The organism is Roseateles sp. P2_H4, assembly GCF_056403315.1.
The window spans coordinates 90164-114641 of record NZ_JBFUFR010000007.1 but is presented as its reverse complement, the minus strand read 5'-3'; the positions used below and the strand labels follow the sequence as shown (position 1 = coordinate 114641).

The 24478-nt window shown below is 70.1% G+C and carries 22 protein-coding genes; 12 read left to right on the top strand and 10 right to left on the bottom strand.

Annotated elements, in window-relative coordinates; translation table 11 throughout:
* Positions 1 to 34: 34 nt before the first annotated feature.
* Positions 35 to 1780, top strand: a complete 1746-nt coding sequence (locus tag AC1DW3_RS07610) for an alkaline phosphatase family protein (RefSeq protein WP_477930142.1) — start codon at positions 35 to 37, stop codon at positions 1778 to 1780.
* On the opposite strand, the gene AC1DW3_RS07605 is transcribed toward AC1DW3_RS07610, so the two are convergent.
* Complete coding sequence (locus tag AC1DW3_RS07605; protein ID WP_477930141.1) at positions 1770 to 2411, bottom strand: hypothetical protein; 642 nt, start codon at positions 2409 to 2411, stop codon at positions 1770 to 1772. The genes AC1DW3_RS07610 and AC1DW3_RS07605 overlap by 11 nt on opposite strands.
* Positions 2412 to 2436: 25 nt before the next feature.
* Positions 2437 to 3231 carry a head GIN domain-containing protein gene (locus AC1DW3_RS07600; protein ID WP_477930139.1) on the bottom strand — a complete coding sequence of 265 codons (795 nt, stop codon included), beginning with the start codon at positions 3229 to 3231 and terminating at the stop codon, positions 2437 to 2439.
* 126 nt (positions 3232 to 3357) lie between these two features.
* Here AC1DW3_RS07600 and ypfJ point away from each other — a divergent pair, with 126 nt between their 5' ends.
* The 6 genes from ypfJ to pssA all read left to right on the top strand — a co-directional run bounded on the left by ypfJ (position 3358) and on the right by pssA (position 8158).
* Positions 3358 to 4236, top strand: a complete 879-nt coding sequence (ypfJ, locus tag AC1DW3_RS07595; RefSeq protein WP_477930137.1) for a KPN_02809 family neutral zinc metallopeptidase — start codon at positions 3358 to 3360, stop codon at positions 4234 to 4236.
* A 171-nt stretch (positions 4237 to 4407) separates the two neighbouring features.
* Positions 4408 to 5160, top strand: coding sequence for a hypothetical protein (locus tag AC1DW3_RS07590; RefSeq protein WP_477930135.1), 753 nt, complete (start codon positions 4408 to 4410; stop codon positions 5158 to 5160).
* Between the two features lie 37 nt (positions 5161 to 5197).
* On the top strand, positions 5198 to 5482 hold the full coding sequence (locus tag AC1DW3_RS07585; RefSeq protein WP_477930134.1) for an HPr-rel-A system PqqD family peptide chaperone: 285 nt from the start codon (positions 5198 to 5200) through the stop codon (positions 5480 to 5482).
* Positions 5479 to 6435: an HprK-related kinase A gene (locus tag AC1DW3_RS07580; protein ID WP_477930132.1), complete on the top strand. Its 957-nt coding sequence runs from the start codon at positions 5479 to 5481 to the stop codon at positions 6433 to 6435. The genes AC1DW3_RS07585 and AC1DW3_RS07580 overlap by 4 nt, the downstream gene beginning before the upstream one ends.
* Positions 6432 to 7517 carry a nucleotidyltransferase domain-containing protein gene (locus tag AC1DW3_RS07575; RefSeq protein WP_477930130.1) on the top strand — a complete coding sequence of 362 codons (1086 nt, stop codon included), beginning with the start codon at positions 6432 to 6434 and terminating at the stop codon, positions 7515 to 7517. The genes AC1DW3_RS07580 and AC1DW3_RS07575 overlap by 4 nt, the downstream gene beginning before the upstream one ends.
* Positions 7518 to 7540: 23 nt before the next feature.
* Positions 7541 to 8158, top strand: a complete 618-nt coding sequence (pssA, locus tag AC1DW3_RS07570; RefSeq protein ID WP_477930128.1) for a CDP-diacylglycerol--serine O-phosphatidyltransferase — start codon at positions 7541 to 7543, stop codon at positions 8156 to 8158.
* A gap of 3 nt (positions 8159 to 8161) precedes the next feature.
* Here the strand turns inward: pssA and AC1DW3_RS07565 are convergent, their stop codons facing one another.
* Positions 8162 to 8389 (bottom strand): hypothetical protein, encoded by a 228-nt coding sequence (locus AC1DW3_RS07565; protein WP_477930126.1) that lies wholly within the window; start codon positions 8387 to 8389, stop codon positions 8162 to 8164.
* Between the two features lie 296 nt (positions 8390 to 8685).
* Between AC1DW3_RS07565 and AC1DW3_RS07560 the strand changes: the two genes are divergently transcribed.
* Positions 8686 to 8862, top strand: coding sequence for a hypothetical protein (locus AC1DW3_RS07560; protein WP_477930125.1), 177 nt, complete (start codon positions 8686 to 8688; stop codon positions 8860 to 8862).
* Here the strand turns inward: AC1DW3_RS07560 and AC1DW3_RS07555 are convergent, their stop codons facing one another.
* Positions 8863 to 9768 carry a LysR family transcriptional regulator ArgP gene (locus AC1DW3_RS07555; RefSeq protein WP_477930123.1) on the bottom strand — a complete coding sequence of 302 codons (906 nt, stop codon included), beginning with the start codon at positions 9766 to 9768 and terminating at the stop codon, positions 8863 to 8865.
* A 73-nt stretch (positions 9769 to 9841) separates the two neighbouring features.
* Here AC1DW3_RS07555 and AC1DW3_RS07550 point away from each other — a divergent pair, with 73 nt between their 5' ends.
* Complete coding sequence (locus AC1DW3_RS07550; RefSeq protein ID WP_477930121.1) at positions 9842 to 10480, top strand: LysE/ArgO family amino acid transporter; 639 nt, start codon at positions 9842 to 9844, stop codon at positions 10478 to 10480.
* Between the two features lie 18 nt (positions 10481 to 10498).
* Complete coding sequence (locus AC1DW3_RS07545) at positions 10499 to 11776, top strand: D-amino acid dehydrogenase (protein ID WP_477930119.1); 1278 nt, start codon at positions 10499 to 10501, stop codon at positions 11774 to 11776.
* Here the strand turns inward: AC1DW3_RS07545 and prsT are convergent.
* Entirely contained in the window at positions 11773 to 14559 is a 2787-nt protein-coding gene (gene prsT, locus AC1DW3_RS07540; RefSeq protein ID WP_477930117.1) for an XrtA/PEP-CTERM system TPR-repeat protein PrsT, read from the bottom strand. The genes AC1DW3_RS07545 and prsT overlap by 4 nt on opposite strands.
* Positions 14560 to 14653: 94 nt before the next feature.
* On the opposite strand from prsT, the gene AC1DW3_RS07535 reads away from it, so the two are divergent.
* A complete protein-coding gene (locus tag AC1DW3_RS07535; RefSeq protein ID WP_477930115.1) occupies positions 14654 to 15934 on the top strand; it encodes an Hsp70 family protein in 1281 nt (426 codons plus the stop codon).
* On the opposite strand, the gene AC1DW3_RS07530 is transcribed toward AC1DW3_RS07535, so the two are convergent.
* A complete protein-coding gene (locus AC1DW3_RS07530) occupies positions 15855 to 16523 on the bottom strand; it encodes a YecA/YgfB family protein (protein WP_477930114.1) in 669 nt (222 codons plus the stop codon). The genes AC1DW3_RS07535 and AC1DW3_RS07530 overlap by 80 nt on opposite strands.
* A 211-nt stretch (positions 16524 to 16734) precedes the next feature.
* Here AC1DW3_RS07530 and AC1DW3_RS07525 point away from each other — a divergent pair, with 211 nt between their 5' ends.
* Positions 16735 to 18891, top strand: a complete 2157-nt coding sequence (locus AC1DW3_RS07525; RefSeq protein WP_477930113.1) for a putative bifunctional diguanylate cyclase/phosphodiesterase — start codon at positions 16735 to 16737, stop codon at positions 18889 to 18891.
* Here AC1DW3_RS07525 and gshA read toward each other — a convergent pair.
* The 4 genes from gshA to AC1DW3_RS07505 form a co-directional block, all read right to left on the bottom strand.
* Positions 18888 to 20381, bottom strand: a complete 1494-nt coding sequence (gene gshA / locus AC1DW3_RS07520) for a glutamate--cysteine ligase (RefSeq protein WP_477930111.1) — start codon at positions 20379 to 20381, stop codon at positions 18888 to 18890. The genes AC1DW3_RS07525 and gshA overlap by 4 nt on opposite strands.
* Positions 20382 to 20427: 46 nt before the next feature.
* Positions 20428 to 22095, bottom strand: coding sequence for a SulP family inorganic anion transporter (locus AC1DW3_RS07515; protein ID WP_477930109.1), 1668 nt, complete (start codon positions 22093 to 22095; stop codon positions 20428 to 20430).
* A 233-nt stretch (positions 22096 to 22328) separates the two neighbouring features.
* Positions 22329 to 23315 carry a Bug family tripartite tricarboxylate transporter substrate binding protein gene (locus AC1DW3_RS07510; RefSeq protein ID WP_477930107.1) on the bottom strand — a complete coding sequence of 329 codons (987 nt, stop codon included), beginning with the start codon at positions 23313 to 23315 and terminating at the stop codon, positions 22329 to 22331.
* Positions 23316 to 23341: 26 nt separating this feature from the next.
* Complete coding sequence (locus tag AC1DW3_RS07505) at positions 23342 to 24349, bottom strand: Bug family tripartite tricarboxylate transporter substrate binding protein (protein WP_477930105.1); 1008 nt, start codon at positions 24347 to 24349, stop codon at positions 23342 to 23344.
* Between the last annotated feature and the right edge of the window lie 129 nt (positions 24350 to 24478).

Genomic DNA, 24478 nt, shown 5'->3' with positions numbered 1-24478 from the left:
CGTAAGCTCGCGGACTCACTGTCACAAAAACGTCATGTTGCACACTCGCCGTCGCCTGTTGAGCCTGGCCTTCGCCGCCGCCGCCTCGCCCCTGTTCAGTGCCTGCAGCACGACGCCGCCGCCCGCCGCGGCGCCGCAGACCAAGCCCAAGCTCCTCGTCCTCGTCGTCATCGACGGCCTGCCGATGCGCCAGGTGACGGGCTACCGGGACCAGCTCGCACCGGACGGCTTCGCCCGCTTCCTGGACCGCGGCCGCTGGTTCGCCGACGCCCACTACGGCCATGGCCACACCGTCACGGCGGCGGGCCACTCGGTGATGCTGTCGGGCGCCTATCCACAGCGCAGCGGCATCATCAGCAACGAGTGGCGCAACCCGGCCACGGGCGAGCAGGTCTACAACACCGGCGATCCGGACTACCAGTACATCGACAGCCCGACCGCGCCACTGTCCGGCACCAGCCCGCGCAACCTCAAGGTCGAGACGCTGGGCGATGTGCTGCGCACGGGCTCGCCCACGTCCAAGGTCATCGGCATCTCGGGCAAGGACCGCGGCGCCATCCTGCCGGCCGGCCACAAGGGCACGGCCTATATGTATATGACGGAGACGGGCCGTTTCGCGTCCAGCACCTATTACATGCAGGCCCATCCGCAGTGGGTGACGGACTTCAACGCCGCCAGGCCCGCCGATGCCTTCTTCCAGAAGACCTGGGCGCCGCTGTTGCAAGGCTACGACTGCCCCCAGTTCGCGACTTCGTCGCTCCAACCCCCCGAGGGGGCTACACCGGCTAGGGGCGGCCCGTCGCCGGCGTGCGCCTACGCCCGCTCGGTGCCGGATGGCCAGTCCTGGCAGATCGCCAGCGGCAACGGCAACAAGCTGCCGGCCGTCATCGGCGACAAGATGGACGGTCCCGGCCCGCGCTTCTACGGCGGCCTGCTGGCCTCGCCCTTCGGCGACGAGCTGACGCTGGTCTTCGCGCGCGCGGCCGTCACGAACGAGAAGCTGGGCCAGCGCGGCGTGCAGGACATCCTGTCCGTCAGCCTGTCCAGCCACGACTACATCAATCACGCCTTCGGCCCCGAGTCGCGCCTGTCGCAGGACCACACCCTGCACCTGGACCGCCATCTGCAGGCCTTCTTCCAGTTCCTCGACAAGACAGTGGGCGCCGGCAACTACGTGCTCGCGCTGACGGCCGACCATGGCTTCACCGACACGCCGGAATGGGCCGTCACCCAGGGCCGCGATGCCGGCCGCTTCACCAACGCCCCGTCGCTGGCGGCCGTGAATGGCGCGCTGGCCGCGAAGTTCGGCGTCGACAAGCTGGCCTGGAGCTTCTCCGCCTCTGGCCTGCTGCTCAACGAGAAGCTCGCCGCCGACAAGGGCCTGAAGTTCGCCGACGTGCAGGCCACGGCGCGTGAGGAGCTGCTGAAGCTGCCCGGCGTGGCGGCCGTCTTCACGCGCGAGCAACTGCTCGGCAATGACAAGACGACGCCCTACCTGGAAGCCATGCGCAAGTCCTTCGACCCGACGCGCGCCGCCCAACTGCAGATCGTGCTGAAGCGTGGCTGGATCTTCAGCTACCGCGCCGGCGGCAGCACCCACGGCAGCCCCTACGACTACGACACCCATGTGCCCCTGCTGTTCTGGGGGCCGGGCTTTGTCGGCCAGGGCGAGATGAAGGCACGCGTCGAGGTGGCCGACCTGGCGCCCACGCTGGCCGCCGTTGCCGGCCTGAAGGCGCCCGCCCAGGCGCAGGGCCGCGACCTGCAGCTCAAGCCCTGAGGATCAGCGCCGCGGCCGACTCGCCCCAGACGGCCTCGGTCAGCGTCAGGGCCCCGAGCCGCTCGCCCAGGGCCGCGGCCTGGGCCGGCCCGGTGGACGGCAGCATGACGAGCAGCCGCCCATCGTCCAGCCGCATGCAGCCGTCCTCACCGCGGATGCGGGCCAGCAGCTCGGCGGGATCGGCATCAAGCGCCAGCGTTGCCACGGACAGGGGCCAGGCGCGCGGATCGGCCAGCAGGGCCTGCAGCAACTCGCGGCCGGCCTGGAGCGACAGCAGCTGCCCCGTCAGCGGCCTTGGCCCGGCCAGTGCACTGATGTCCACCCCGGTCAGCGCCAGGCAGCCCGCCGGCGTGCGCTGCTCCACCCACCACAGCCGGCGGCCATCGCGCCAGGCCTGCTCGTAGCCGCGCTGGGCGATGCGGCTGCGGCGCTCCGGCGTGTCGACCGGGCCGATGCTGCCACCGCGCGCGGCCTCGACCATCTGGCCCCAGGCCGGTGACGCATCGGCAGCCAGGCCCCAGGCCTGGCGATAGGCGGCGTTGGCGCGCAGCAGCCGGTCGTCCGCATCGAAAAGGGCCAGCAGCAGCGGGCCGTCGGCCAGCGTCTGCCACCAGAGGTCGTCTTCAGTCACGGCCCCGATTCTGGGCCGCCGGGACTCACCTGCGGCTGATCTCGCCCGAGCCGCTGACGCTTTGGCGCAACTGCGGCCGGCCGGCATAGCTGAGGTCGCCGGAACCGCTCAGTTGGACGTCCAGCTGTTCCGTGACGCCGATCGACACATCGCCGGAACCGTTGATGTTGACCTTGGCGGCCCGCCCGGCCAGTGCGCGGGCATCGACATCGCCCGAACCGCTGACCGTCCAGCTCTGCTGGTCGGCCCGGCCGGCCAGGCGCACATCGCCAGAACCGCTGATGCTGACGTTCAGGTCCTTCAGCTCGACGACACCGAAATGCACGTCGCCCGAGCCGATGATGCTCAGGCTGAGGTTGTCGGCCTTGAAGCGCTCGACGGCCAGGTCGCCCGAACCGTTGATGGCGATGGCCTGCAGGGCGCGGGCGTCGACGCGCACCACCGGCGCGGAGCGTGTCGTGAAGCCGGTTTCGCGCTTCATGCGCACCACCAGGGCGTCACCCTCGACGACGGTCTCGACCAGCGGCTCGATGTTGTCGTCGGCGACGACGGTGGCCTGGTCGCTGCCGGCCTGGGTCAGCCTGACATCGAAAGGCCCATCGATGCGCAGCTTGCTGAAAGCTCCCAGCGCCCGCGCCTTCTCGACCTTGACGCCCGATCCCTTGATGCGGTTCTTGCCGCTGCCGTAGTCCATCGGGCCGCTGAAATGGGCCGTCCAGCCGTCGGACTCCTTCTTGATGCGCAGCCGCCAGTCGTTGTCACCGGCGGTGGCCGTGCCGCAGGCGGCGGCGATCAGGATGAGGAAGGCGAGTCGTTTCATGGCGGTTCCCGGTTCGGACAATGACGGCAGTCTGTCCGACAGGCCGGCGCGGCGCGCCCCTCGGGCGACAGACTGCATTTCTGCGGTCATGGGCCGTAGGATGGCCCGATCTGCAGGAGAACCAGCATGAAGATGGATGGCCAGCGCGAGAGCGACAACGTCGAGGACGTACGAGGCAGCGGCGGCGGGGGCGGTGGCGGCCTGCCGATCGGCGGGCGCGGCATCGGGGTGGGCGGCATCGTCGTCGCGCTGCTCGCATCCTGGGCCTTCGGCATCAACCCGCTGACGGTGCTGGGGCTGCTGGATGGCGGCGGGGGCGCGCCGCCCGTGCAGTCCAGCGCGCCAGCCGAGCACCACCCGAAGGACCCCGGCGCCGTTTTCGTCAGCCGGGTGCTGGCCGACACCGAGGACGTCTGGGGCGCCTACTTCCAGCGTTCCGGCCAGCAATACCCCGCGCCCAAGCTCGTCATCTTCCGCGACCGCTGGCCCACCGGCTGCGGAGCCGGCGAGGCCGCCATGGGCCCCTTCTACTGCCCCGCCGACCGCAAGGTCTATATCGACCTGGGCTTCTATGACGTGCTGCGCCAGCGCCTGGGCGCGCCGGGCGACTTCGCCCAGGCCTATGTCATCGCCCACGAGGTCGGCCACCACCTGCAGAACCTGATGGGCACCACCGACAAGCTGGACAAGGCCCACGGGCGCGTTTCCGAGCGCGAGGCCAACGCGATGAGCGTCAAGCTGGAGCTGCAGGCCGACTGCTTCGCCGGCGTCTGGGCCAATTTGTCGCAGCGCAGCAAAGGCTGGCTGGAGCAGGGCGACGTCGAGGAGGCGCTCAATGCCGCCGCCCAGATCGGCGACGACACGCTGCAGAAGCGCTCCCGGGGTGCAGTCGTGCCCGAAAGCTTCACCCACGGCAGCAGCGCCCAGCGGGTGCGCTGGTTCAAGACCGGCCTGCAGGCGGGCGACTTGAAGGCATGTGACACCTTTTCGTCAGCCGCCCTCTGAGTCCCCGATTCGGGCCCACCCAATCAAGGGGGCCTCAGATGACCCTCAAAAGGCTTTGTGTGAAACACTTCCGTCCAAACCGCCGAGCCCTCAAATAGCATCGGCGCCCTGCAGCCCAGGGGAGTTGCTCCCTAGTCTGGTGCAACTTAAAACGACACGAGGCCCACTGTCATGAGCGAACGCCACATCAACGACCCGCAGTCGACGCCCCAGGCGCCGGCCTCCGTCGACGCGTCTGCCCGCCAACTGGCCTCGGCACGCCGCCGCCGCTTCATCAAGCTGGGTGGCGCCGCCGTCCCGACCGCCCTGACCCTGGCCAGCCGCCCGGTCATGGCCTGGCATTGCAATACGGCGTCGACCTGGGGTTCTGCCCAGGGCCAGTCCAACAGCTCGTACACCCGTTCGCAGGACGCCACCCGGCTGTTCCCCGACGAGACCTACACGACGACCTGCTGGCTGAACAACACGACCCGTGCCACGCTGAACACCAATCCCTGGGCCCAGGCGCCGCTGAGCCGCAACACGGTGACCAGCACGAATTCTTCGTATTACAAGGGCTACACGGTCGCGCAGCTGCTTTCGGGCACCGGAGCGACCATCAGCGGTGTCAACACGGCGGATACCGTCTGGAGCATCCTGAACGGCTCGCCCAAGAAGCCCGCCACGAGTCCTTTCAACGGCACCTTCGCCGCCGGCTCCTCCACCTGCGGTGAGTTCCAGAAGCTGATGCTGGTGGCCTGGCTGAATTTCAAGGTGCTGAACTCGACGCTGAACAAGTGCCTGATGCCCGGCTCGACGAATGTGCTCGTCAAGCTCGGCAACACGACCTACATCGGCCCGACCGGTGCCCAGTGGGACCAGGCCGCCGTCATCAAGTACCTGAAGAAGAACTTCGTCGCCTGCGCCGACGACAACTGCGTCTGACCGGGGCGGCTCGCCCCCTCGCCTCCCTCCCGCCGCCGTGCCCGCGCGCTGGCAACTGATCCGCGCCGAGGCCCTGCGCGTGCGGGAATGGGATGATGCCGGCGTGATCTACGACGCCGTCAGCGGCAACACCCACCTCATCGACGCCCTCGGCCTGGAGCTGCTGGATCTGTTGCGCCAGCAGCCCTGGGGCCTGGACGAGCTGGCGGCCGAGCTGCGCGACTCCCTGCCCGATGACCTCGACGCCGACGCCGTGCCGAGACTGCTGAGCGCCAAGCTGGAGCAGCTCAGCCGGCTGGGCCTGGTCACGGCCGTCGCATGACCCTGGCGCCAGCGGGCCAGCGCCTGGCCACCCTGGCGACGCTTGGCGTAGGCGAACTGCGGCGGCGCCTGCGCGGGCCCGGCCTGACGGTGCATCTGCCGCCCTTCGTCGCCCGGCTGCAATCCGACGTGCCGCGCGTGGCCAGCGACCTGCTGCGCCTGTACGGCGAATTCCCGCTGGGCCGGCACGACGAGTTCGCCGACTTCCATCTGGCCGTCAACTTCGACCGCGGCTGGCATGCCTGGTGGCGCCGCCTTGCCGGCAAGCGCCAGGCGCGTTTCTCGACCGATGGCCTGGCTTCGTTCACGACGCTGCCGGCCACCCAGGCCTTCCACATGATCGAGTGGGGGCTGAACTGGGCGGTCACGGCCCATGCCCACCATTTCGTAGTCTATCACGCCGCCGTGCTGGAGCGCGACGGCCGCGCCCTGGTGCTGCCGGCACCGCCGGGCTCGGGCAAGAGCACCTTGACGGCGGCCCTGGCCCAACGCGGCTGGCGGCTGCTGTCCGACGAGCTGGCGCTGCTGGACCCGCGCGACGGCCGGATCTACGGCCTGGCGCGCCCGGTCAACCTGAAGAACCAGGCCATCGCGCTGATGCGGGCCTTTGCACCCGATGCGGTGCTGACCGAGCCCGTCCCCGACACGCTCAAGGGCACGCTGTCGCTGATGAAGGCGCCCGGCGATGCGATCGCGCGCATCCACGAAGGCGCGCGGCCGACCTGGGTCGTCGTGCCCAGCTTCGAACCCGGCGCCGCGGCCTGCCTGGAACCGCTGCCCAAGGCCCAGGCTCATCTGCTGCTGGCCGAGCAGGCCTTCAACTACGACATCCACGGTGTCGATGGTTTCGAGGCCACCGCCGACATGGTGGACGGCGCCGCTTGCTGGGCCTTCACCTATTCGCGGCTGGACGATGCCGTGGACGTTTTCGACCGCCTGGCGGGCGAGCCATGACGCGCCCCCTGCTTGTCGAGGTGCTGCTGGCGCCCGCCCAGGCCGCGCGGCTGAGCCCGGCCGACTGGGATCTGCTGATCCGCCAGGCCCGCCGCGCCAACCTGATCGCCCGCCTGGCCATGGGGCTGGAGCCCCAGCTGGACGCCCTGCCCGCCGGCCCGGTCCGGCACCTGCGCGCGGCCCTGCTGATCGCGCGCCGCCAGCGCCTGGCCACGCAATGGGAAGCCGAGTGCATCCGCGCCGCCCTGCTGCCGCTGGGCATCCAGCCCATCCTGCTGAAAGGCGCGGCCTATCTGCTGGCCGGCCTGCCGGCGGCGCGCGGCCGGCTGTTCGGCGACATCGACCTGCTCGTGCCCAAGGCGCAGATCGAGGCCGCCGAGGCTGGCCTGGTGGCGGCCGGCTGGGCCTTCGACGCAGAACTCAGCGACTACGACAGCCGCTACTACCGCCAGTGGATGCACGAGATCCCGCCGCTGCGCCACGCGCAGCGCGACACGGCCCTGGACCTGCACCACAGCATCCTGCCGCCGACGGCACGCGTGAAGGTCAACACGGCCGCGCTGTTCGAGGGCAGCCGCGAACTGCCCGAGCTGCCGGGCCTGCATGTGCTGGCGCCCGTGACCATGTTCCTGCACAGCGCCGCCCACCTCTTCCATGAAGGCGAACTGGACAACGGCCTGCGCGACCTCTTCGACCTGGACACCCTGCTGCGCGACTTCGGCGCCCAGGCCGGCTTCTGGGCCGAGTTGCTGCCGCGGGCCCAGGTGCTGGGCCTGACCGGCCCGCTGTTTCATGCCTTGCGCTACACCACCCGCCTGCTCGGCACGCCGGTGCCGGCCGAGGTGATGCGCCAGGTCGCCGAGGCTGCCAGCCCGCGTCGCCAGGCCCTGCTGGACGCCTGCTACGAGCGCGCGCTGATGCCGGTGCATGCGAGTTGCGACGGCCCGCTGACCGCCGCCGCCCGGCTGGCCCTGTACGTGCGGTCGCATTGGGTGCGCATGCCCGCCGGCCTGCTGGCGCGCCATCTCGCCCGCAAAGCCTGGTTGCGCCTGCAACCTCCCAGTGAGGCGCAGTCCGCGTGACAGCGCCGACAATACGGCCAGCCATGGACAAGCCCAAGCCCTTTTCGATGATCCGCGAGTTCCATCTCGCCGATTGGTTCACCCTCGGCAATGCCTGCGCCGGCATGGGCGCCCTGTTCGCCGTGATGAGCTTTCTGCAGAGCGGAGAGTCCCGCCATCTGCAATACGCCTGTGCGCTGATTCCGCTGGCCCTGGCCTTCGACGTGCTGGACGGCCGCATCGCGCGTTGGCGCCAGAAGAGCTCGGCCCTGGGCCGCGAACTGGATTCCCTGGCCGACATCATTTCCTTCGGCGTCGCGCCGGCGGCCATCGCCTATGGCTGCGGCATGCAGGGGCTGTACGACCGCGTCGTGCTGGTGTTCTTCGTCGCCTGCGGCGTCAGCCGGCTGGCGCGCTACAACGTGACGGCGGAGAAGCTCAGCGCCGGCTCGGACAAGGTCGCGTATTTCGAGGGGACGCCGATCCCGACATCCATGCTGCTCGTCGCCGTGCTGTGGGTGGCAGCGGCTCAGGGTGCCGTCGGTGACGCACTCTGGGGCGGTGTCTGGTGGGTGGCGGGCTTCAGGCTGCACCCGCTGGTGCTGCTGTTCGCGCTGTCCGGCTCGTTGATGGTGAGCCGGATCAGGATTCCCAAGCTTTAGGCTTTAGGCGGCCGTCCGGCGCGTCAGCCAGCTCAACGGCGATTCCTGGTGGCCGCGAGGCGACGACTGGGATTCGAGGAAATCGCTGGGCGCCTGGCTGCGGTATTCGCTGACGCCGACGCCATCGAGGCAGGCGTCCAGTCCGAAAGCGGTGCCGAGGTCAGCGGGATCCGGTTCGCTGCGCGCAGCGACGTCACGGCGGAAGAAACGCAGCGCTGGAACGAATCGCATGGCAGACCTCACTCGCTTGACGGGCCGACAACAACATCAGCACCGTGAACCCAGTGTGCGGGATTCGTGTGACAACCGAACCCCTCATCTGTGAGTAAATATTGCCTCTACTGGCATTACCGCACGGCCGCAACAGCTGTTTTTCCCAGTAGCGATGGGCCTTTTGGGCCGGCGCCCCCAATCCGAGGGGGTCGTTGCGCTTTTGCAATTCTTTTCTGCGCCTCCCTAGAGCTCAGGATAGGTTCGCAAGGTTCGGCGCTTAAGCTGCCCCACCTCCAAGCCCCCCGGCTTCTTGCATGAGTTCAGAACTGTTGAAATGGGTCGCCAGCGCCCTGATTGCGGCTGTGCTTTTCAGCACGCTCTGGATGGCGCATGCCGTCCACCCCGAGCAGGGAGGTGCCAGCCTGATGCTGGCGCAGGCCGCGGCACCGGCCGCAGCGGCCGCCTCCGCACCGGTCACGGCCACCCGCTGATCAGCCCAGGGCGAGCCTGGCGCCATCGGCCAGGGCCTGGCCGATCTGGTCGAGCAGCGCGCCCCGCCCCTGCAACTGCCACTGGTGCCAGTACAGCGCCACGTCGACGCCGATCTCCGGCCTCAGCACCACCAACTGCCCCGCCTCGACGAGGGGCCGCACCTGGATCTCGGGCGCCACGCCCACGCCCCAGCCCATGACGGCGGCACGTACATAGGCCTCGCTGGACGGCACAAAGCGCTCCCGAAGCCGCGGTGAGCGCACGCCGAAGGCCTGCGACACCCATTGCACCTGGGTGTCGTCCTTGCGGTTGAAGACCAGGAAGGGCGTGTCGGCGAAATTGCCGGCGTGCAGGCCTTCCGGCAATTGCGCGGACAGGAACCCCGGGCTGGCCACCGCCACATAGCGCATGACCCCCAGGGCCTGCACGCGGCAGCCCTGCAGCGCTTCCGCCACCGTGGACATGCAGCCCAGCACGGCGCCCTGGCGCAGGCTGTCATGGGTGAAGTCCTGGTCATCGACCACCAACTCCAGCCCATAGCCCTCGCGCAGACCCCGCTGCACCAGCGCGTCCAGCGCCGGCGGCACCCAGGTCGCCAGGCTGTCGGCGTTGACGGCGATGGCCAGGCGCGATTGCGGTGCCACGCGCTCGCCCAGTTCCCGCGCCACATCGACGCGCAAGGCCTGCAACTGGCGGGCAAAGCGCAGCAGCACCTTGCCGGCCTCGGTCAGGCGCAGCGGGCGCGAACGCACCACCAGAGGCTGGCCGACCTGGGCCTCCAGCGAGCGCAGCCGCTGCGACACGGCGCTCTGCGTGATCGACAGGCGCTGGGCGGCGCGCTCGAAACCCTGCTCGTCCGCGAGGGCGGCCAGGCAGTCCAGCGCGGCGGGATCGAACTCATTCATAAGAACTTCTAATGTATGGCGAAGAATATGAATGACGCTTCTTGAATTGCGCGGCGATGCAGAGAATCCGCCGATGCCCGCTTCCGCCCTGGCCTCTGCAACCGCGCCCGCCGTCTTCGTGCAGGGCTGGGCCATGGGCGCCGGCCTCATCCTGGCCATAGGCGCGCAGAATGCGCTGGTGCTGCGCCAAGGGCTCAAGCGGGAACATGTCGGCGCCGTCGTCGCGGTCTGCACGCTGTCGGACTGGCTGCTGATCGCCCTCGGCGTCTTCGGCCTCGGCGCGCTGATCCAGGGCCAGCCCCTGCTGCTGGAAATCTTCCGCTTCGGCGGCGCGGCCTTCCTGCTCGGCTATGCGGTGCTGGCGGCGCGGCGCGCCTGGCGGCCGGCAGCGGCACTGGACGCCGCGACCTCCGCCTCCAGCCTGGGCGCGACTTTGTCGGCCGCCTTCGCCTTCACCTATCTGAACCCCCACGTCTACCTGGACACCGTCGTGCTGCTCGGCGGCCTGGGCGCGCGCCAGCCGGCCGAGTTGCGCGCGGCCTTCGCCGCAGGCGCCGGGCTCGCCTCGGCGATGTGGTTCGGCCTGTTGGGCTTTGGGGCCGCCGCCGCCGCGCCGCGGTTGCGCAGCGCCCACACCTGGCGCGTCATCGATGCCCTCGTCGCTGTGCTGATGGCGGCCCTGGGTTTACAACTCCTCCTGCAACCCCTCTAAGAACTCCAAAGGACAGCCATGAAGATCGTCGTTCTCGGCGCCGGCATCATCGGCATCGCCACCGCCTGGTACCTGCTCGACGAGGGGCATGAGGTCATCGTCGTCGACCGCCAGCCGGACGCCGCGCTGGAGACCAGCTTCGCCAACGGCGCGCAGATCTCGGTCAGCTTCTGCGAGCCCTGGGCCAATGCCGGCGCACCCTTCAAGGTCGCCAAATGGCTGCTGCGCGACGACTCGCCGCTGCTGTTCCGCCCCAGCCTGGATCCCAACCAGTGGCGCTGGGGCCTGGCCTTCCTGATGCAGTGCACGACTGCGGCCTTCGAGCGCAATGTCGAGGAGCTGGTGCAGCTGGGCCGCTACTCGCACGCCTCGCTGAAGGAGCTCGTCGCGCGCACCGGCATCGAGTACTGCCGCCTGGAGCGCGGCATCCTGCACTTCTTCTCCAGCCAGGCCGACTTCGACAACGGCGCCGCGGGCGCCGAGATCATGCGCCGCCATGGCGTGGACCGCCGTGTGCTCGGTCGCGAGGAGGTGCTGAAGGTCGAACCCGCGCTTGCATCGTTCGGCAGCCGCATCTTCGGCGGCACCTTCACGCCCAGCGACGAGAGCGGCGACGCCATGGTCTTCACGCAGAAGCTGGCCCGGCTGTGTGCCGAGCGCGGTGCGCAGTTCCTGTACGAGCACGACATCCTCGGCCTGCAGCGCGCTGGCGACGGCATCGAGGCCGTGCAGATCGCCCACACACGCAGCGGCGAGCGCAGGGAGTTGCGCGCCGACGCCTTCGTCGCGGCCATGGGCTCCTACACGCCCGCGCTGGTGAAGCCGCTCGGCGAGCACCTCAACATCTACCCGGCCAAGGGCTATTCGGCCACGCTGCGCCTGAAGAAGCCCGAGGCGGCCAGCGTCGTCAGCCTGCTGGACGACACCCGCAAGATCGCCATCTCGCGGCTGGGCGACCACATCCGCATCGCCGGCACCGCCGAGCTGTCGGGCTTCGACCTCAACCTCGATTCACCGACGGCCAAGGTGCGCTGCGCGGCCCTGGTCCGGCGCTACGAGGAGCTCTTCCCCGGCGTGGCCGACCTCAGCGAGCCCAACTACTGGACCGGCCTGCGCCCCAGCACGCCGACCAACATCCCCTACATCGGCCGCAGCAGGAAGGCGCGCAATCTGTGGATCAACGCCGGTCACGGCACCCTGGGCTGGACGCATGGTGCCGGCTCGGGCCATGCGATGGCCGAACTGATCGCCGGCCGCCGGCCGGACATGCAGTTCGGCTTCTACGGCGCCGTTTAAAGCGACTTCAGCAGCGCTTCGACCTGAGGCTGCTGCGGGAACTTCTTGCCCATCTTGGCCAGGCCCTCGAGTTCGGCGCGGGCGCCGGTCTTGTCGCCGGACTGGATCAGGATCTGCGCCAGATTGAGTTTGTAGCTCGGCTGATCCGGCAGGTCGCTGATGAGCTGGCGCTGCGTGCTGATCGCCTTGCTGAAGTCCTTCTCGTTGGCCAGCACGGTGGCATAGGTGTCGCGCAGGGCCGCGTAGTCGGGGTTGAGCTTGAGGCCGCGCTCGGCCAGCGCGCGCGCCTCCGGCTTGCCGATCTTGCTGCGCAGCCAGGCCACGTTGTTGATGACGGGCAGCGCATCCGGGTTGCGCTTGAGCAGGGCCTCGTAGCGCGTCAGCGCCGGCTCCAGCTCGCCACGGGCCAGCAGCACGTCGGCCGTGGCGGCGGGGAAGCTCTGGTCCAGCGGATGGGCGGCAATCCACTGGGTTTCGAAGGCGATGGCCTCGTCGCGCTTCTTGGCCACCATCAGCACGGCGAACAGGCGCGGCGCGGCGTCGCCCGGGTCGCGCAGGGCGACGGCCTTGCGCAGCGCGGCGATGGCGACGTCGAAATGCTGGCGACTGGTCTCGATGTCGGCATCGGCGATCAGCGAATAGGCCTCCTGCGGGTACTTCTTCTGGCGCTCGCGCAAGGCCGCCAAGGCCTCGTCGGTGCGGCCCTGGCGGGCGGCGAGCTGGATCATCAGGCGCTGCGCCGGCACGGAACCCGGCTCGGCTTCCAGGGCGCGCTTCACCTCACGCTCGGCGCCGGCGAGGTCCTGCTCCATGTAGCGCAACTGGGCCTGACCCAGCCAGCCCTGGGCACGCGTCGGCGCCATCACGCTCAGGCGCGCATAGGTCTTGGCGGCCTGGGCCTTGTCGCCCGAGGCGAGCTGGGTGCGCGCCAGGCGTTCCAGCAGATCGGGGTTGAGCGGCAGGGCTGCCGACGCCTCCTGGGCGGCCTGGGCGGCCTTGGCGACGTCGTTCAGGCGCAGGTACTGGTCGATCAAGGCCGTGCGCAGGCCGGCCTCGGTCGGCTCCTCGCGCACGCCGGCGGCCAGCACCTCGGTGACCTTGTCGGCCGGCGCACGCGTCTGCACCAGCAGGTCGGCCAGCGCCAGGCGGGCCTGGGGCGATCGGGGCTGGGTCGTGACAAAGCCCTCCAGGCGCTTGACCGCGGCCTCGCCCCGGCTGGCCTGCATGTCCAGCGCGACCAGGCCCAGCACGGCCGGCAGATAGCTGGCGTCGGCCTTCAGGGCCGCTTCGAAGGAGGCCTGGGCCGCCGGCAGGTCCTTGCGGACGAGGTGGATGCGGCCGCGCAGGCCGTCCGGCACGGGGCTGCCCTTCATCTTGGGCGCGAGCTTGTCGATGGCCGCCAGGGCCGCCGGCAGTTCATTGCGCCGCAGCAGCGCGTTGACCAGCATCAGGTCATAGCTGCTGCCGCTGTCCTTGGCGGCGATGTCACGCAGCTGGGAGATGGCCGCATCGGCCTTGGCACGGCTGGCGCCACCGGGGGCCGCGCTGTCGCGCACGATGGCCGACAGGGCCAGCGCCGCGCCGGTCTTGGCGTCATCGGGGCGCAACTTGGCGGCCGCGGCGAAGGCCTGGTCGGCGGCTTCGAAATTGCCCTGCATCAGCTGGGCCTTGCCGGCCAGCAACAGCGTGTCGGCATCGGCCTTGGCGGCTTCCAGCACCGGCCTCAGCGTTTCCAGCGTCTTGGCCGGCGCACGCCGCTGCAATTGCAGGCCGGCGAACTGGCGGCGCAAGGCGAGGTCTTCCGGCGCCAGCTTGAGGGCCTGGTTGAGCAGGTTCTCCGCCTCGGCCAACTCGCCCAGCTGCTGGTGGGCGCCCGAGGCCAGGCGCAGCAGCGGCAGGTAGTTGGGCATCAGCTTGAGCAGGGGCACGGCCAGCTCTTTGGCCTTGGCGGCGTCGCCCTTGGCCAGGGCGAGCTGGCCCTGCATGAAGCGCCCCTGGGGCTTCTTGGCGAGAGCCGGCGGCATCTCCTCGACGAGCTTGGTCGCCGCGTCGATCTGCTGGCGGCCGAAGGCCAGGCGCAGCAGCAGGGAGCGCACATCGTAGGAATTCGGGTCCAGCACCAGCACTTCGCGCAGCAGCGGCTCGGCGTCGTCCACCTTGCCGCGCGACAGCAGCACCTCGGCCTTGAGCTGCAGGGCCTTGACGGCCTTGGGGTTCTTCAGGATCAGCTGGTCGAGGGCGGCAATCGCCTCGTCCGGGAAACCCGATGCCAGCTTGGTGCGCGCACCGACGACGACGGCGTCCTCGGACTCGGGCTGCAGCGCCAGCGCCCGCCCGGCCGCCGCCTTCGCCTCGGGCACATTGCCCTGGGCCAGGAAGGCCAGCGCCAGGCTCTGCTGCACCGTCGACATGGCCGCCGGGTCGGAAAAGCTCTGGTCTGAGAATTCGCCGATCAACTTGCGCGACTGGCCCGACTGCAGCAGGGTCTGGGCCAGCAGCGGCGCCAGTTCGTCGCGCGGCGCGCCCAGCTCCCAGGCACGGCGCAACTCGATCTCGGCGCCCGCCACGTCGCCCGCTTCCAGCAGCGCCTTGCCCAGCAGATGCCGGCCGGTGGCGTTGTCCGGGTTCTGCTGCAGCAGATTCTTCAGCTCGATGACGGCGCCACCCGCATCCTTCTGCTCCATGCGCTTTTGCGCGGCAGCGAGCAGGTCCTGCTCCGAACGTTGGCCGCAGGCGGCCAGCGCGGCGACCAGCAGCAGGGGTGCGAAATGACGCGTCTTCATCGAATCTCCCAAATCAGGCGCGCGATTGTGTTCCTAGAATCCGCCCCCCTTGTCAGTGATGCCCCCAGGGCCAGATCCGCTCCGGCGTGACGTCATGAACATCTCTTCCAGTTTCTGTGCCATCGACTTCGGCACGTCCAACTCGGCCGTCGCCGTGCCCAACGCCGTCTCCGGCATGCGCCTCATCGAGCTGGAGCCCGGCCAGCGCACCATGCCGACGGCCGTCTTCTACTACGCCGAAGGGCCGCACGACATCGACGGCCCGCCGCGCGCCTTCGGCCGCGCCGCCGTGGCCGCCTATGTCGAGGGTCACGACGGCCGCCTGATGCGCTCGATGAAGAGCATCCTGGGCTCGCCGCTGATCGACCAGACCACCGATGTCGGGGGGGGTCGGGGTGCCAAATATGCGGACATCGTGTCCGGCTACCTGAAGCGCCTGCGCCGCCTGGCCGGCGAACCCGAGCGCGCCGTGCTGGGCCGGCCGGTGTTCTTCGTCGACGGCGAGCCCGCGCGCGACGCGGCCGCCCAGGCCCAGCTGGAGGCCTGCGCCCGCGCCGTCGGCTTTCGCGAGGTGCAGTTCCAGTACGAGCCCATCGCCGCGGCCTTCGACTTCGAGCAGCAGGCCACGCGCGAGCAGATCGTGCTGGTCGCCGACATCGGCGGCGGCACCAGCGACTTCTCCGTCGTGCGCGTCGGCCCCGAGCGCATGCAGCGCATCGCGCGCCGCGACGACATCCTCGCCAGCCACGGCGTGCACATCGCCGGCACCGATTTCGACCGCCACATCGAGCTGGCCGGCCTGCTGCAGGAATTCGGCTATCGCGCCACCGGGCCCAGCGGTCGCGAGATCCCCAGCGGCATCTATTTCGACCTCGCCACCTGGCATCTGATCAACACCTGCTATTCGCCGCTGCGCGTGGCCGAATGGCGCGGCATGAAGAGCTGGTTCACCGACGTGCGCCAGCATGCGCGCTTGATGACGGTGCTGGAGGAGCGCCTCGGCCATGAGCTGGCCGCGCGCGCCGAGGGCGCCAAGATCGCCGTATCCGGCGGCGCCGACACGACGGTCGACCTCGGCCACATCGAAGCCGGCCTGGTGCTGCCGCTGAGCGAGAAGACCGCCGTGGACGCGCTGCGCGCCGACCTCGACCGCATCATCGCGACGGCCCACGAGACCGTCGCCCTGGCCGGCCTCAAGGGCGACCAGATCGACGCTCTCTACTTCACGGGCGGATCGACGGGCCTGCGCCTGCTGGTGGATGGCATGGCCGCCGGTTTCCCGCAGGCGGCGCGCGTCAGCGGCGACCGGTTTGCTTCGGTCGCGACCGGCCTGGGCCTGCACGCCCAGCGGGTCTTTGCTGCGGCTGCGGCTTGAGCGGCCGCGACACGTCGGCCAGCATCAGCACCGCGCTGACCAGGCCTTCGACCGCCTCCTCCAGGTCGGCCGGCGGTTCCAGCGACTCGATCTCCTCGAGCAGCGCGTCGGCATCCTCGAGGTCATCCGGGTCCAGGTGCAGATAGAGGGCGGCCAGCGGTTCCAGCAGCGCTTCCTCGGGCAGCTTCATCAGGCCTGGATGGGCATCCAGCGCATGCGCAAAGCCGGCTACCCAGGGCAGCACGGTTTCGCTCGGGCTGGCGTCCTCGTCGAGCTCGAACACCCAGGGGTCGAACCACTGGCGGCCGATGATGGCCATGTTCAGCGCTTTGTGACGGCGGCGCAGCAGGCCGATCAGCTCGTCGTCGATCCGCTGGGGCAGCGGACGGCCCTCGCTGTCCAGCAGCGGCGGCAGCCATTGCTCCAGCGGCACGGCTGCAGGCTGCAGCAGCACGCCGCAGAGATAGCCGTCGGCCATGCTGACGTCCAGCGGCTCCAGCGACGCGGGCAAGGCGTCAAGCAGGGCCTGCAGGCGCTCCAGGTCGGCTTCGGTCAGGGCTTCGGGGGCGGGGTGCTGGGCAGAGGACATGGCGGGATTATCGGCAGGGCGGCCGTAAATATTGCCCACCGCGGCGCCGACCGGCCGCCTACAGTGGCTCATCCCAACGACGCCCTCACCCGAGGGCTTCACGACCCGGCAGCCCGCTGACCGGGTCTTTTTTTCGTCTGGCGGCAGCCCTTCACGCCTTGGCCGAGGTGGCACGAGCTCAATCTTGCGTTGAGCTTTCATACTGGCAGCCATGACCGCCGCCGTACTCGCGCTGCGCTTCGACCCGGCGGTCGTCGTGCTGTCCTATCTGACCGCTGCCTTCGCCTCCTATGTGGCGCTGGACCTCGCCCAACGCGTGCGCACGCCCGACGCGCTGGTGGCGCGGACCTGGTGGATCGCCGGCTCCCTGTCCATGGGCACGGGCATCTGGGCCATGCATTTCGTCGGCATGCTGGCGCTGAAGCTGCCCTTTCTCGTCGGCTATGACACCGCCATCACGCTGCTGAGCTGGCTCGCCGCCGTGGGCGTGTCGGCCATCGCGCTGCGCGTCGCGGCCCAGGAGTCGCTGACGCCGACCCGCCTGGCCGTGGGCGCCGTCAGCATGGGAGCGGGCATCTGCGCCATGCACTACACCGGCATGGCCGCCCTGGTGCTGGCCCCCGGCATCCAATGGAACTGGCCGCTGGTGGCCGCCTCGGCGGCCGTGGCCACCGGCGCGGCCGCCGCAGCCCTCGTCATCTTCTTCGGCCTGCGCCGGCTGCCGCGGGCCTGGGCCCGCTGGGGCCAGCTCGCCGCCGCCCTCGTCATGGGCGCCGCCGTGGCCGGCATGCACTACACCGGCATGGCCGCCGCCGGCATTGCCGAAGGCACGGTCTGCCTCAGCGCCGATGCGCTGCGCGGCGACAACCTCGGCAACCTCGTCGCCGGCGCCACCTTCGCGCTGCTGCTGCTGACGCTGATCACCTCGGCCCTGGACGCCCGCGGCCAGCGCCGCACCAACCGGTTGCAGCAGTCGCTGCACGCCGCTACCACCGAGCTGCAGGAAATCGCGCTGCGCGACCCTTTGACCGGCCTGGCCAACCGCCAGCTGCTGGACGACCGCCTGCAGCATGCCGCCGCGCGCGGCCAGCGCGAGGGCGCCCGCCTGGCCCTGCTGGCCGTCAACCTGGACGGCTTCAAGCCCATCAACGACAGCTTCGGCCTGGCCGCCGGTGACCAGGTGCTGCGCGAAACCGCCCGGCGGCTCGAGGGCCTGGCGCGCGGCCATGACACGCTGGCCCGTCTGGCCGCCGATGAATTCGTGCTGATGGTCGAAGGCGAGGTCGACGAGACCACGCTGGCGCAGATCGCCCAGCGCCTGCTGAACGCGCTGGCCGAGCCCATGACAGGCGTGCCCGGTGCCGGCACCCAGCCGCTGCGGCTGTCGGCTTCGGTCGGCATCGCCCTGTATGAAGGCCAGGGGCCGGGAGAGGCGCTGGTGGCCCAGGCCGATTCGGCCGCCCAGTCGGTCAAGCGCGCCGGCGGCAACGGCTTTGCCTTCTTCGAGGCGCATATGCAGGCCGGCGTGCGCGAGCAGGTCGAGCTGGCCCGCGACCTGCGCGCCACCTTGGCCGGCGAGGCCGGCAGCGGCCGCCTGGCCCTGCACTACCAACCCAAGATCGCCACCGCCCAGGGCGAGGTCACTGGCGTCGAGGCCCTGCTGCGCTGGCAGCACCCGCAGCGCGGCGCCATCAGCCCGGTCGTCTTCATCCCGGTGGCCGAGCGCTTCGGCCTCATCATGCCGCTGGGCGACTGGGTCATCAAAGAGTCCTGCCGCCAGATCGCCGTCTGGCGCGAGGCCGGCCTGCAGATGCGCGTGGCCATCAACCTGTCGGTGCAGCAGCTGCGCCAGCCCGATGCGCTGGTGCGCCGCTTCGAGGAGGCGCTGGCCCAGCATGGCGTCGATGCCCGCCACCTGACTTGCGAAATCACCGAGTCCGTCGCCATGGACGACGCCAGCGCCACCGAGCTCACGCTGCAGCGCCTGGCCGGACTGGGCCTGTCGCTGTCCATCGACGACTTCGGCACCGGCTATTCCAGCCTGGCCTATCTGCGCCGCCTGCCGGTGTCGCAGCTCAAGATCGACCGCAGCTTCATCCAGGACCTGGAGAGCAGCGCCGACGCCCGCGCCATCGTCAAGGCCGTCATCGAGCTGGCCCATGCCCTGGGCCTGCAGGTCGTGGCCGAGGGCGTCGAGACCGAAGGCCAGGCGGACGTGCTGCGCGGCAAGCACTGCGACAAGCTGCAGGGCTTCTTGTTCGCGCGGCCCATGCCGGCCGAAGAACTCACACGCTGGGCGACCAGCGAGCCCGATGACCGCCTGCGCTTCAGCGCGTCGGTCTATGCGACGCTGGACACGACGATCTAGACGGCCATGCGTTCCGGCGCGACGTAGAAGCGCCGGAACTCCTCGAAGTCCAGCGTGTCGGCCGCCTCGATGCGGGCCTGTTCGGCCAGCGATTCAGCGGCCATCTTCTCGAAGCGACGCTGCAGCTCGTCAGAAAAAGGCATGGCCAGCAGGGCCGCACGCGTGGCATCGCTCTGGCGGCGCGTGAAGCCGACATAGCTGTCGTCGAAGTCCTGGGCCATGACGGTCAGCACGCGGGCCGAGGGGCAGAGCTCGGGGCGCCGCAGCCGTTCACCCACGCGGCGCAGCGCGGCACGGTAGGCATCGCCGCCATGCGCGGCATCCAGCGCTTCGGCATGGACCGCACAGGCGGCCAGGATCTCGCCCGCCCAGTCGGCCAGGCTGCGTTCACCACCGCGCCAGTGCTCCAGCATCAGGCCGGGCTCGCGGCCGCGGGCGGCCACGCGGTGCTGGTTGCGGCTGTTGGCGGCGATCTCGTCCGGCGTGTCGTCGGGGCTGTCGCTGTTCAGGCAGTGCAGCAGGAAGGAGTCCAGCACGCGGATGGCGTCGGCACCGATGCCGACCGGCTCGAAGGGGTCGAGGTCCATCAGCCGCACCTCGATGTATTCGACGCCACGCTCGCGCAGCGCATGCAGCGGCCGCTCGCCCGAGCGGATCACGCGCTTGGCGCGGATGGTGCTGTAGAACTCGTTCTCGATCTGCAGCAGGCTGGTGGAGAGCTGGTTGTAGTCACCGCCGGGCGTCTGCACGCCGATGGCCTCGTAAGGCGCATAGGGCCGGCTCAGCGCCTCCTGCAGGGAGGCTGCATAGCTCTCCAGGCAGTTGTAGGTGACGGCGATGCTGGATTGCGCGTCGCTCTGGTAGCCCAGGCGCCCCATGCGCAGCGAGGTCGCATGCGGCAGGTAGAGGGTGTGGCCGGACAGGCGCTGCAGGCCGTGCTCGCGGCCGGCGACAAAGCTGTCGCACAGCGCCGGGCTGGCGCCGAACAGATACAGCAGCAGCCAGCCTTCGCGGCGGAAATTGCGGATGGCGCCGAAATAGCCGTCGGTCGACACACCGGGCAGCGACCAGTTGTAGTGGATGCCCGAAATGGTCTGCATGCGCCGGCCGTAGCGCTGGCCCAGGCCCATGCGGTAGACGCTCTTGGCACGGCCGACATTGCTGCCGCCATAGCGGCCGATGGGGATGGTCTCGTCGGTCGGCAGGCCGCAGGGCATGGAGCCGACCCAGAGGCGCTCGTCGGCCAGCGCGCGGTAGACGGCCTGGTGGATCTCGGTCAACTCCAGCAGGCAGTCATCGACGCCGGCATGCACGCCGGTGATCAGCTCCAGCTGCGACTCGCTGTAGTCCGTCGTGATGTGCGGGTGGGTCAGGGCCGAGCCCAGGGCGTGCGGATGCGGCGTCAACGCGAGCCCGCCACCGGGCAGGGCGCGCAGGCTTTCCTTCTCGATGCCACGGCGGATGCCGAGCAATGTCTCTTTGTCGTTCATGGCGTCCGGGGACCGCTAGCTGGGCCGAGACGGTAGCAGAGAAGGGCTAAAGCTGTCCCGGCGCGTCCATGTCAGCCAGACTCGGCCTCAGGGCATGTTCGCCGGCCTGGATGCCTTCGTGGTGGCTGAGGTAGAGGGAGACGTCGTAGCGCTCCAGCCAGTCCACCGCCTTGAGCTTGTCCAGCACCGGGCCCTTGACCTCGGAGAACTCCAGCCTCAGCCCCTCGGCCCGCAGTGCCGCGTGCAGCTCCTGCAGGGCCGTCAGCCCGGACACGTCGATGTGGTTGACCGGCGCCATCAGCATCAGCACGCGCTGCGGCTTGCCGACCTTTTCGCGGTGCTCGCGCACATGGGCCAGCACGGCGTCGACCAGGCCGCGGGCATTGGTGAACACCAGGCTCTCGTCGACGCGCAGCCCGACGACCTCGGGCCGGCACTCGACCGCATAGCGCTCGAGGTTGCGGTAATGCTGGGTGCCCGGCACGCGGCCGATGCGGGCGACATGGGGCTGGGCGGTGCGCTGGATGAGCAGCGCGACGGAGCCGACGACGCCGATGGCCAGCGCCGCCGCGATGCTCCAGCACAGCACGGCCACCGTCACCGCCACCATCAGCAGGCCTTCCGCCCGCGCATAGCGCCAGGCCTCACGATAGGGCTGCAACGAAAAGCCGCCGAGCACGGCCACGACGATGGTCGCGGCCAGCACGGGCTTGGGCAGATGCGCCAGCGGCTCGGCCAGCACCAGCATCGCGATGAACATGAAGCCGGCCACGCAGACCAGGCTCCAGCGGCTGGCCGAACCCGCCTCGTGCAACAGGATGCTGCGCGAGAAGCTGCCCGCCACCGGCATGCCGCCGCTGACCGACGCGACCAGGTTGGCCGCCGCCAGGCCGCGCATCTCAGCCGCCGGCAGCAGCTTCTCGCCGCGCCGCTGCGCCAGGGACTCGGAGACCGCCAGGCTGGACACGAAACCCATCAAGGCCACCAGGGCGGCGGACGGCAGCAGCTGCAGCCACAGCGCGGCCTCCAGGCGCGGCAGGCCGATGGGCAAAGCCAGCGATGGCAAGGCGCCCACCTGGGCAACGCCGACGGCGGCCGGCGTGAAGGCCGACAGCGCCATCGCCGCCACCAGCAGCAGCAGCGGCGCCAGCCGGGCCAGCAGGCGCGGGCCGGCGCGGCGGGACAGCAGCAGCAGCGCGATGCCCACGCCGCCCCAGGCCGCACTGGCGACGCCGAAGCCACCCTGCGGGGCCGATGCGATCAAGTCCGGCAGCGTGAAGCCCGCCGCCGCGCTGCCGAGCAGCACCGGCAGCTGGCCGGCCGCGATCATCAGCGTCGCGCCGGTCTCGAAACCGCGCAGCGCCGGCACCGACAGCAGGCTGGACAACGCATCCAGGCGCAGCAGCGCGGCCACGGCCAGCAGCCCACCCACCTCGGCGGCGAGCACGAGGGCCCCTTCCGTCGGGCTGACGCCGGCCGGCAATGCGCCCAGGGCCTGGGCGATCATCAACGCGAGCACTGCCACCGGCCCCAGGCCCAGCACCGGGCTGGAGCCCAGCGCCGCATAGGCCAGCAGCGGCAACAGGCTGGCGTACAGGCCCACTTGCGGCGGCAGGCCGGCCAGCATCGCGTAGGCCAGGCTCTGCGGGATCAGCAGCACGGCGACAACAGCACCGGCGACCAAGTCGGCGCGCCAGGTGGGCATGAATCTCATCGGTGATCGATGCCGTGAATGAGTCTTGCGGGCTGAGCGACGGGCCGCTCCCTAGCCGGCCCGCACTGGCGATGTGCTTGCGGCTCGATGCCGCAAGCATCGCCGTCCCCGCGGGGGCTGAGGCCGGACACATTGCGCCCAGTGGGCGCGATGTGCCTGCCGAAGGGCTGCGGCACATGCCGCAGCGCGGCCTGCAAGGCCGGCCAAGGTAAGCCTTGGACGAGGGGCTTCATCTAGTCGACCTTGGCGCCCGAGACCTTCACAACCTTGGCCCATTTGAGGGTCTCGCTGGCAATCAGCGCCGCGAACTCCGCTGAGGAGCCTCCACCGGCCACGGCACCCTGGCCCGCCATGCGCTCGCGCAGTGCCGGCGTGTTCAGTGCCGCCGCGGCTTCGCGCTGCAGGCGGGCGACCTGGTCGGCCGGCTGGTGCACCGGCGCCAGCAGGCCGAACCAGGAGCTGGCCTCATAGCCCTTCAGGACCGCGCCACCGGCTTCGGCGACGGTGGGAAGGTCCGGCACCGCCGGGCTGCGCTGGGCGCTGGTGACGGCGATGGCCAGCAGCTTGCCGGCCTTGATCTGCGGCAGGGCCGAGGGCAGGTTGTCGAACATCAGGTCGGTGTTGCCGGCGATCAGGTCCAGCAGGGCCGGGCCCGAGCCGCGGTAGGGGAAGTGCAGCATGAAGCTGCCGGTCATGCTCTTGAACAGTTCACCGGCCAGGTGGATGGACGTGCCATTGCCGCTGGACGCCATATTGAGCTTGCCCGGATTGGCGCGGGCGACGCGGATCAGGTCGGCCACGCTGTGGATGCCGTAACGCGCTGCATTGGCGGGGTTGAGCACCAGCACATTGGGCACGGCCGCGACCAGCGTGATGGGCGCGAAATCCTTCACCGGGTCATAGGGCAGCCTGGGATACAGCGCGCCGTTGATGGCATGGGTGCCGACGGTGCCCATCAGCAACGTGTGGCCATCGGTGGCCTTGGCGACTTCGGCCGAGCCGATGTTGCCGCCGGCGCCGGGCTTGTTGTCGACGACGACGGCCTGGCCCAGGCGCTGCTGCAACTCGGGCGCCATCGCCCGCGCCAGCAGGTCGGTCGTGCCACCGGGCGTGAAGGGCACGACGAGGCGGATGGGCTTGCTCGGCCAGGCGGTTTGGGCAGCAGCGGGCAGCGCAAGGCTGCCGGCCAAGGCGGTGACCTGGCGGCGATTCAGAGTCATTGCAGTCTCCTGTCGTTGTAGTCGGCTCAGCGGTCGACTTTGACACCTGATAGCTTCACGACGCGCGCCCATTTGGCGGTTTCCGCGGCGATCAGGCTGGCGAACTCGGCACCGCCGCTGCCGTGCACGAGCATGCCACGGCTGGTCAGGCGTTCGCGCAAGGCGGCGCCCGCCAGCGCGGTGACGCTGTCGCGCTGCAGCCGCGCGAGCTGCTCGGCCGGCTGGCTGCTGGGCGCGAACAGGCCGATCCAGGCACTCGCCTCGTAGCCCTTGAGGGCCGGGCCGCCTGCCTCCTCGACGGTGGGCAGATCGGGCAGGCTGGGGCTGCGCCGCGCGCTCGACACACCCAGGGCCAGCAGCTTGCCGGCCTTGATCTGCGGCAGCGCCGACGGCAGCGCGTCGAACATCAGGTCCATGTTGCCGGCGATGACGTCCTGCTGGGCCGAGGTCGTGCTGCGGTAGGGGAAGTGCAGCATATAGGTCTGCGTCAGGCGCTTGAAGAGTTCGCCGGCCAGGTGCGAGGGGTTGCCGTTGCCGCCCGAGGCGATGTGCAGGCGACCGGGCTGGGCGGTGATCGCGTTCACCAGGTCGTTGACGTTGCGCACCCCCAGGCTCTGGGCGACGCCGGGGTTGATGACCAGCACCAGCGGCACGGTCGCCACCAGGCAGACGGGCGCGAAGTCCTTCACCGCGTCATAGGGCAGGCGGCGCCACAGCAGCGGGTTGATGACGTGCGTGCCGACGCTGCCCATCAGCAGCGTGTGGCCGTCGCTGGCGCCGGCGACATCGGCCGTGCCGATGTTGCCGTCGGCACCGGGCTTGATGTCGATGGTGACGGGCTGGCCCAGGCTCTTCTGCAGCTCGGGCGCCAGCAGCCGGGACGCGACGTCGGACGCACCACCGGATGGGTAGGGCACGACGATGCGCAGCGGTCGCGACGGCCAGGGGCCGGCGGGCTGGCCGTAGGCCGACGAGGTCGCCGTGGCGGCCAGCCACATCATCAGCTGGCGACGTTGCAGCGGCGGCAATGTCATGCTTGCCACTCCGCATGGGGAACCGCGGGCCGAGCGCCGGGCCGCTCCCTAGCCGGCCCGCCATGGCGATGTGCTTGGGGCTCAATGCCGCAAGCATCGCCGTCCCCGCGGGGGCTGAGCCCGGACACA